Genomic DNA, 6523 nt, shown 5'->3' with positions numbered 1-6523 from the left:
TGGAAATCGGCACTCAATCAGTTTACGATCATCTTCGGCGACAGGATGCCGACTTATTAACCGACAAACCCATTTACACAAAATCCTTTACAGGCCCATGATTTCCTTTGTATAGCCTTTCCAAAAATCGAGATGCTATCGCGTTGGATTAATAGTGACCTCGACAATTTAGAAAATACAATTACCCAATCCACCAGCCGATTAAGGGAGCTGATCAATCAGTACCCAAATGATCCTGACCAGGCACTTTCAATTTTCTTCGACGAGTTCATGCAACAGAATACAAGTAAACAGACAACTAAATAACGCTCAACAACTCCCCTGGACGCCGACCGCCCGAAAAGACTGGGCGGGCGGGTCATGGCCGGCCCAGTTAGACATAAAGGAAAATCGAATGAGAGGTATTCGGAGAAGTGACCGGGAAATAACCATTCAAGAAGCCAAAGACATACTCGACAACGCTGAATACGGGATCATGTCGACTGTCAGCAAAGACGGACAACCCTATGGCTTACCGTTAAATTATACCTATAAGAACGATTGCATCTATTTTCACTGCGCAACCAGCGGCCATAAAATCGAAAATATCGAGCAAAATTCAAAGGTTTCTTTTTGTGTTGTTGGCAAAACCAAAGTTCTGCCAGAGAAATTTGCCACGGAATACGAAAGTGCCGTGGTCTTTGGCGTTGCTTCGGAAGTGAATGGAGCCGAGAAGAACGATGCCTTGCTCTGGCTTGTAGAAAAATACTGTTCAGATTTTATCGCAGAGGGCAAACAATACGTTGAACAAAAAAACAAGACAACCAAGGTCTACAAGATAGCAATCGACCAGATCAGCGGTAAAGCCCGAAGATAGTACGGCAAAGAACCTAACAGAAAGAAGCACCCGACATGTACCCTGAATCCGACGACTTAAACGACTACCTGCAAGCCGACGCCATCATCGACTGGCAGACCCCGGCTGTCCGCCAAAAAGCTCTGGAACTGACAGCCTCAGCAGCCGATGAAGAAGCCAAAGCCCGTTGTCTGTACGAATGGGTGCGGGACACCATCCCCCACTCCTATGATATCGACACCGACATTGTCACCTGCACGGCGAGTGAAGTGCTGCAGCACGGTACCGGGATCTGCTTTGCCAAGAGCCACCTTTTGGCCGCCCTGCTCCGGGCGGTCGGCATCCCCGCCGGCTTCTGCTACCAGGTCTTACGCCGCGATCCCGCTGCCGATGATGACGAAACGGTTCTGCACGGGTTAAATGCCATCTACCTCGCCACCCTCGGCAAATGGATCCGCGTCGATGCGCGCGGCAACAGCAACGGCATCAACGCGCAATTCAATACCCGAAAAGAGCAGCTCGCCTTTACCATGGACCCTGCGGCCGATGAATTTATCTACGAAGCGATCTTTGCGGCGCCGGTGGAGAGTGTGGTCGAGCGATTGAAGATGTACCGTAGCCTGCAGGATTTGTGGCTCGATTTACCCGAGTCTTTGTAATATTTCTCCGACAGTCGATAAAAATTCTTGATCGTGGCATTGTGGTGAGCTATATTGATTTAGCTAGACTTAGCTAAATTGAATGGAGGATTTTATGCAAGTCAATATGCACGAGGCGAAAAGCAAACTCTCAGCTTTAGCAGAAAAAGCGTGGGAAGGTGAAACTATCGTCATCGCAAAAGCTGGAAAACCCTACCTTGACCTCATCCCGCATAAGGAAGGGCGCTGTCAGCGCACACCGGGTCGATTCAAAGGACAGATCCGCATAGCAGATGATTTTGACAAAACACCGGAAGACATTATTGACGCGTTTGAAGGGAAAAACTGATGCAGCGTTTTTTGCTCGATACACACGTGTTGCTCTGGTGGCTTGATGGCTCGCCAGAACTTGGACCGCGTTGCAAAGAACTCATTGCCGATCAACGTAACCAAGTTTATATCAGCGCTGCAACAACGTGGGAAATTTCAATTAAAAAAGCGCTTGGTAAGTTGGAAGCCCCAGACGATATAGACTCCATTGTTGAAGATGAAGGATTCAGCAAGTTACCCATCAGCCTCTATCATGGCCAGTTGGCCGGAAGTCTCCCTGTGCTCCACCGTGATCCATTCGATCGAATGTTGATTGCGCAAGCGCAGGCAGAGGGCCTGATCTTGATGACCTCTGACAATAATATCGGTCTATATAATCTCTTGCTTCGCAATCCCGGAGAGTAATAACGCCTGCGTACCCGCCGCGCCCGCGCACGCCAAGACCGGCCTAAAAACCGGCCGGTCACCCGCTGAGACTTTAGACCTGAAAGGTCTCCATCTGATGATTATCCTCTACATCCTCCTCAGCACCATCACCTTCGTCGTCTACGGCTTCGACAAACTCGCGGCCCAGCGCGGCGACAGGCGCGTCAGAGAACGCACCCTGCACCTCCTTGCCCTCTGCGGCGGCTGGCCGGGGGCGCTGGCGGGACAACAGATCTTTCGCCACAAGACGCGCAATCGCACCTTTCAAGTCGACTTCTGGCTGATAGTCCTCCTCAACATCGCCCTCCTCACCGGCTGGCACTTATGGCCATCAACGTAAGGAAAATTTTATCAGATCAAGCGCACAAGGATCCGTCTTTTGAGCCCGCCCTTGAGTATCGACTGAATCTTCTCTTCCAATCCGTCAAGACCGACCTCCTCAACCATCGATTCAAGAGCGGTGAGTTTCCACTTCGTGGCCAGATTTTTCCAGACTTCCGTGCGGTGCGTCATCGGGCATTCCGCTGAATCGATGCCGATCAGGCGAACTCCGCGCAGAATAAAGGGGAAAACATTCATCGGCAGTTCGCTGGAGCCGACCAAGCCACAGCAGGTTACAACCCCTCTTGGCTTGGTCGCCTTGATGGCTGCGCCGAGCATCTCACCACCGACACAGTCGACAACCCCGCCCCAGACCGGCTTCATCATCGGCCGTTCACTCCCCTGCGTAACCGCGCTCCGCTCGATCACATCGGCGGCGCCGATTCCCTGCAAATAATCCGCTTCCGTTGATTTTCCTGTCGCAGCCGTCGCCTGGTAGCCGGCCTTGGCGAGAATGGCCACGGCCAGACTGCCGACCCCGCCCGTTGCCCCGGTGACCAGTATCGGACCGTCTTCCGGTTTTACCCCACCCTGCTCCAGTTCGTAAACCGAAAGCGCTGCGGTCAATCCGGCCGTCCCGAGCATCATGCTTTCTCTGAGACTGAGGCCAGCCGGGAGCTTCAATGCCCATGAGCTCGGCACCCGGATGATCTGTCCGAAGCCGCCATCGGTCTCCATGCCGAGATCATAACTGGTGACAATCACCTGATCGCCGGGAACGAAACGGCCATCGCTGCAGCTGATCACTTCACCGGCCGCATCGATACCGGGCGTGTGCGGATAGTTGCGGGTCACGCCGGGATTCCCCGTGGCTGAAAGTGCATCCTTGAAATTGAGGGACGAATAGTGGACCCGCACCAGCAGTTCGCCGGCGGGGAGATCATCGACATGGCGCTCGACGATCGTGCGGGTAAAGACTTTCTTCTCGGGTTGTTCGACCAGCAGTGCCTTGAATGTTTCGGACATGTTTTTCTCCCGTCTTGTTAATTGGATTGATTTTTTCAGACTAGATGAATAGTGTAACAAGCGCAAGTACAGACAAATAAGTCATGTAGTACCCAAATAGATACTATGCTGAAAATAAAGAGGTTTATGATGAGTGAACCGGAATTTCGTTGTGGCGTTGAAGTGACCCTGGCGGTTATGAGTGGCAAATGGAAGGGACTGGTCCTGTGGCACCTGCGCCACAAGACCCTGCGCTTCAGCCAATTGCAGCGCCGTTTGAGGTCGGTTACGCAAAAGATGCTGACCCAGCAACTGCGCGAACTTGAAGCAAATGGACTGATCCACCGGCAAATTTACGCCGAGGTTCCACCCCGAGTCGAATACTCTTTAACCGACGAGGGACGCAGGATTGTTCCGATTCTGGAATTGATGTGCCAATGGGGACAGGATTATCTGCAAAAGACTGAAGGGATCAATCTGACCCAGAAGACGACGCAAGATCAAGAAGAGCCTGCCGCGCCCGGCCTACAATCTCGGGCGGTTCTTCGCTGTGAAAGGTGAGAGCGGCGCCAAAGGTGACGGTGACCCGTCCCCGTTTCGGCCAGCGAGCACCACGCGGCAGAACCTTCTCCAGTCCGTTGATCCACACCGGCACCACCGGTATCCCGAGCTCTTGCACGATAATGCCGAGCCCCGGTTGCAGAGGGAGGAGCTGCCCGTCCCGAGTGCGCTCCCCCTCCGGAAAGAGGAGGATATTGCAGCGGTGATCGGCAAGCTTCCCCATATACTGCAGTGCCGGGCGAAAGGAACCGCTCTGCGGCAGGGGAAAAACATTGGCTGCGACACTACTGTATTCGTAGGTGAGCCGTTTCCAAAGCTGCCCGGCGCGATTCTGGAAATTTTTAAAAAAGAATTCCTCCCAGGCGGCGGTGGCGGTGTGATAGCGCCAGGAGCGCGGCAAAGAGAACATGATGACCGGCTGATCGAGTAAGCTGGTGTGATTGGCAATAAAGAGGACCGGTGCCTCGATTTCCGCCAGATTTTCCGTCCCGGTCGTCTTCAGGGTGACGATGGCGCGCAACAGCGGATAATGGATAAAGAAGTCGCAGCCCTGCCGGATAAAGCGCCCCGGGGCGGTATTGGTCCAGAAACGGAAATCCCGGGCCGCCTGCGACTTTTTACGTTGCGCCAGCAAGCGGCGCAGGTCAGCAACGCTTGTCGTGTCGTTAAGCGCCGCGTCGTCGAGATCGAGGCGGAATTCCTGTTCGAGACGACTGACGAGTTCGAGACGACCGATGGAAGTGAGGCCGAGAGATGCAACCAGCAGCGACTCTTCACCGATGGTGGCGGTATCGTTCCCGGTGACGGCGGCAATGATAGTGAGCAGGGGATCGTGGGAAATTGTGCCACCCTGACCCTGAAGATCGTGCAGGTGTTGACGCACCTTGAACTTCTGGATCTTCAGGGTGGTGGTCTTGGGGAAATCCGTTTCCGGCCAAAGGGAAAAACTGGTGATCTGCTGCAGGGCGTCAAGGTGGCGATTGGCGGCTGCCACGACCTCCTCACCGCTCTCTTCCCCATTGTTCAGAAGAAGGACGGCGTGCACCTCCTCCCCTCCCCCCTTGTCGAGGCCAATAACGCAGGCTTCGCGAACGCCGGGGAGCGCATTGAGTACCTGTTCAATTTCATCGGGATAGACATTGATCCCGGCCCCGGTGACGATCAACTCCTTGCTCCGCCCCTTGATCCGCAGCCAACCCTCCTCATCAACTTCGCCAAGATCACCGGTGCGAAACCAGAAATCCGGAGCAAAGGCCGCCGCCGTCGCCGCCGGGTTCTGCTCGTAGCCGCGGAAGACATTGTCGCCGCGGACAAGAATCTCCCCGTCCTTTATCTTTACTTCGACGCCGGGGAGCGCAGTTCCAACCGAGCCGCGCACCTGCCGTTGCAACGTATTGGCAGTCAAAACCGGTGAACATTCACTCAGGCCGTAACCCTCAACAACAACAAATCCGAGAGCATTCCAGAAATCGAAAAGAACCGGATCAAGGGGGGCGCCGCCGGAGACGAAGAGGGTAAAGTGACGCCCGAACTTGCGGTGCACCGGAAAGAAGAGCCATTTACGAAGCGAACGCGGCACCCTTGCTCCCAGGCGCAGCAGCTTGCGCAACAGACCGTCAAGATGGAGGCCGGCTAACTCCGTTTCGATCGACCCTTTGAGCAGCTGCAACAGGCGCGGCACGGCGATCACGGCATAGATATCTTCGACGGCCAGCGCCGCCATGATCGCCGAAGGTTTGAGGGTGCGCAGGTAGACGATGGCGGCACCGTGGTAAAGTGGAATGAGAAAACCACAGGTCTGTTCGAACATATGCGACAGGGGCAAGAGAGAAAGGAAGGTAAAATTTCCCTTGACCACCGGCAAATGGGCATTGACCTGGAGGAGATTGGCGATCAGATTACGATGGGTAAGGATCACCCCCTTGGGCGCTCCGGTGGTACCGGAAGTGTAGATCAGTTCGGCAGTATTGCCCGCGTCCGGCGCCGCCAGTTCATGGAGAGGGGCAAGGGGGTTGAGAAGGAATTCGAGATCTTCGATCAGAACAGACGGCGGACCGCTGAGAGGTTCGAGCTTGAAACGGCTCTGGATGGCGAGGCGGGCGCCGGTCAGGTCGGCAATGGTTGCGGCGCGCTCCTGATCTGACATGAAATCGACGGGGACGACAATCGCGCCGCGGCAGACAATCCCCCAGAACGCCACCGCCCAGGCCAGTGAGTTCGGCGCCCAAAGGAGCACCTTGTCGCCGGCGCCTATCCCCTGCAGCGCCAGCCAGCGGTTCATCTGCCGGGCGAGCAGGTCGAGACGCTGATAAGAGCAGGACAGACGGCGGATCCCGGTGTGGTAGATGAGAGCCGGTTTAGCACTCTGCCCGGCAAAGGTCACAAAGAGGTCGATGAGAGTCTGCAT

Annotated in this window: 8 protein-coding genes; 6 read left to right on the top strand and 2 right to left on the bottom strand. The window is 55.0% G+C overall.

The annotated features are described in order from the left end of the window. Positions 1-394 precede the first annotated feature (394 nt). The 5 genes from CVU69_04175 (at position 395) to CVU69_04155 (ending at position 2569) form a co-directional block, all read left to right on the top strand. The gene (locus CVU69_04175) at positions 395-856 is read left to right on the top strand and encodes an MFS transporter (GenBank protein PKN13200.1); all 462 of its coding nucleotides are present in this window, start codon (positions 395-397) and stop codon (positions 854-856) included. Between the two features lie 35 nt (positions 857-891). Then, on the top strand, positions 892-1494 hold the full coding sequence (locus tag CVU69_04170; GenBank protein PKN13199.1) for a transglutaminase: 603 nt from the start codon (positions 892-894) through the stop codon (positions 1492-1494). 106 nt (positions 1495-1600) lie between these two features. Then, a complete protein-coding gene (locus tag CVU69_04165; GenBank protein PKN13212.1) occupies positions 1601-1822 on the top strand; it encodes a type II toxin-antitoxin system prevent-host-death family antitoxin in 222 nt (73 codons plus the stop codon). Further along, a complete protein-coding gene (locus CVU69_04160) occupies positions 1822-2208 on the top strand; it encodes a PIN domain nuclease (protein ID PKN13198.1) in 387 nt (128 codons plus the stop codon). Before CVU69_04165 ends, CVU69_04160 begins: the two co-directional genes overlap by 1 nt. A 97-nt stretch (positions 2209-2305) precedes the next feature. Next, positions 2306-2569 (top strand): DUF1294 domain-containing protein, encoded by a 264-nt coding sequence (locus tag CVU69_04155; GenBank protein ID PKN13197.1) that lies wholly within the window; start codon positions 2306-2308, stop codon positions 2567-2569. 11 nt (positions 2570-2580) lie between these two features. Here CVU69_04155 and CVU69_04150 read toward each other — a convergent pair whose 3' ends face one another. Further along, the gene (locus tag CVU69_04150; GenBank protein ID PKN13196.1) at positions 2581-3576 is read right to left on the bottom strand and encodes an oxidoreductase; all 996 of its coding nucleotides are present in this window, start codon (positions 3574-3576) and stop codon (positions 2581-2583) included. Between the two features lie 129 nt (positions 3577-3705). Here CVU69_04150 and CVU69_04145 point away from each other — a divergent pair, with 129 nt between their 5' ends. Further along, complete coding sequence (locus CVU69_04145) at positions 3706-4116, top strand: transcriptional regulator (protein PKN13195.1); 411 nt, start codon at positions 3706-3708, stop codon at positions 4114-4116. On the opposite strand, the gene CVU69_04140 is transcribed toward CVU69_04145, so the two are convergent. Continuing rightward, complete coding sequence (locus CVU69_04140; protein PKN13194.1) at positions 4028-6523, bottom strand: AMP-binding protein; 2496 nt, start codon at positions 6521-6523, stop codon at positions 4028-4030. The genes CVU69_04145 and CVU69_04140 overlap by 89 nt on opposite strands.

The organism is Deltaproteobacteria bacterium HGW-Deltaproteobacteria-4 (genome assembly GCA_002841765.1).
Taxonomy (GTDB): domain Bacteria; phylum Desulfobacterota; class Desulfuromonadia; order Desulfuromonadales; family UBA2197; genus UBA2197.
The sequence above is the reverse complement of the archived record's forward strand: the minus strand, read 5'-3'. Positions and strand labels throughout refer to the sequence as shown.

What these genes read in the sequence shown, in the direction of transcription:
- CVU69_04175 (PKN13200.1), top strand. Translation starts at nt 395, where the DNA reads ATGAGAGGTATTCGGAGAAGTGACCGGGAAATAACCATTCAAGAAGCC.
- CVU69_04170 (PKN13199.1), top strand. Translation starts at nt 892, where the DNA reads ATGTACCCTGAATCCGACGACTTAAACGACTACCTGCAAGCCGACGCC.
- CVU69_04165 (PKN13212.1), top strand. Translation starts at nt 1,601, where the DNA reads ATGCACGAGGCGAAAAGCAAACTCTCAGCTTTAGCAGAAAAAGCGTGG.
- CVU69_04160 (PKN13198.1), top strand. Translation starts at nt 1,822, where the DNA reads ATGCAGCGTTTTTTGCTCGATACACACGTGTTGCTCTGGTGGCTTGAT.
- CVU69_04155 (PKN13197.1), top strand. Translation starts at nt 2,306, where the DNA reads ATGATTATCCTCTACATCCTCCTCAGCACCATCACCTTCGTCGTCTAC.
- CVU69_04150 (PKN13196.1), bottom strand. Translation starts at nt 3,576, where the DNA reads ATGTCCGAAACATTCAAGGCACTGCTGGTCGAACAACCCGAGAAGAAA.
- CVU69_04145 (PKN13195.1), top strand. Translation starts at nt 3,706, where the DNA reads ATGAGTGAACCGGAATTTCGTTGTGGCGTTGAAGTGACCCTGGCGGTT.
- CVU69_04140 (PKN13194.1), bottom strand. Translation starts at nt 6,523, where the DNA reads ATGCAGACTCTCATCGACCTCTTTGTGACCTTTGCCGGGCAGAGTGCT.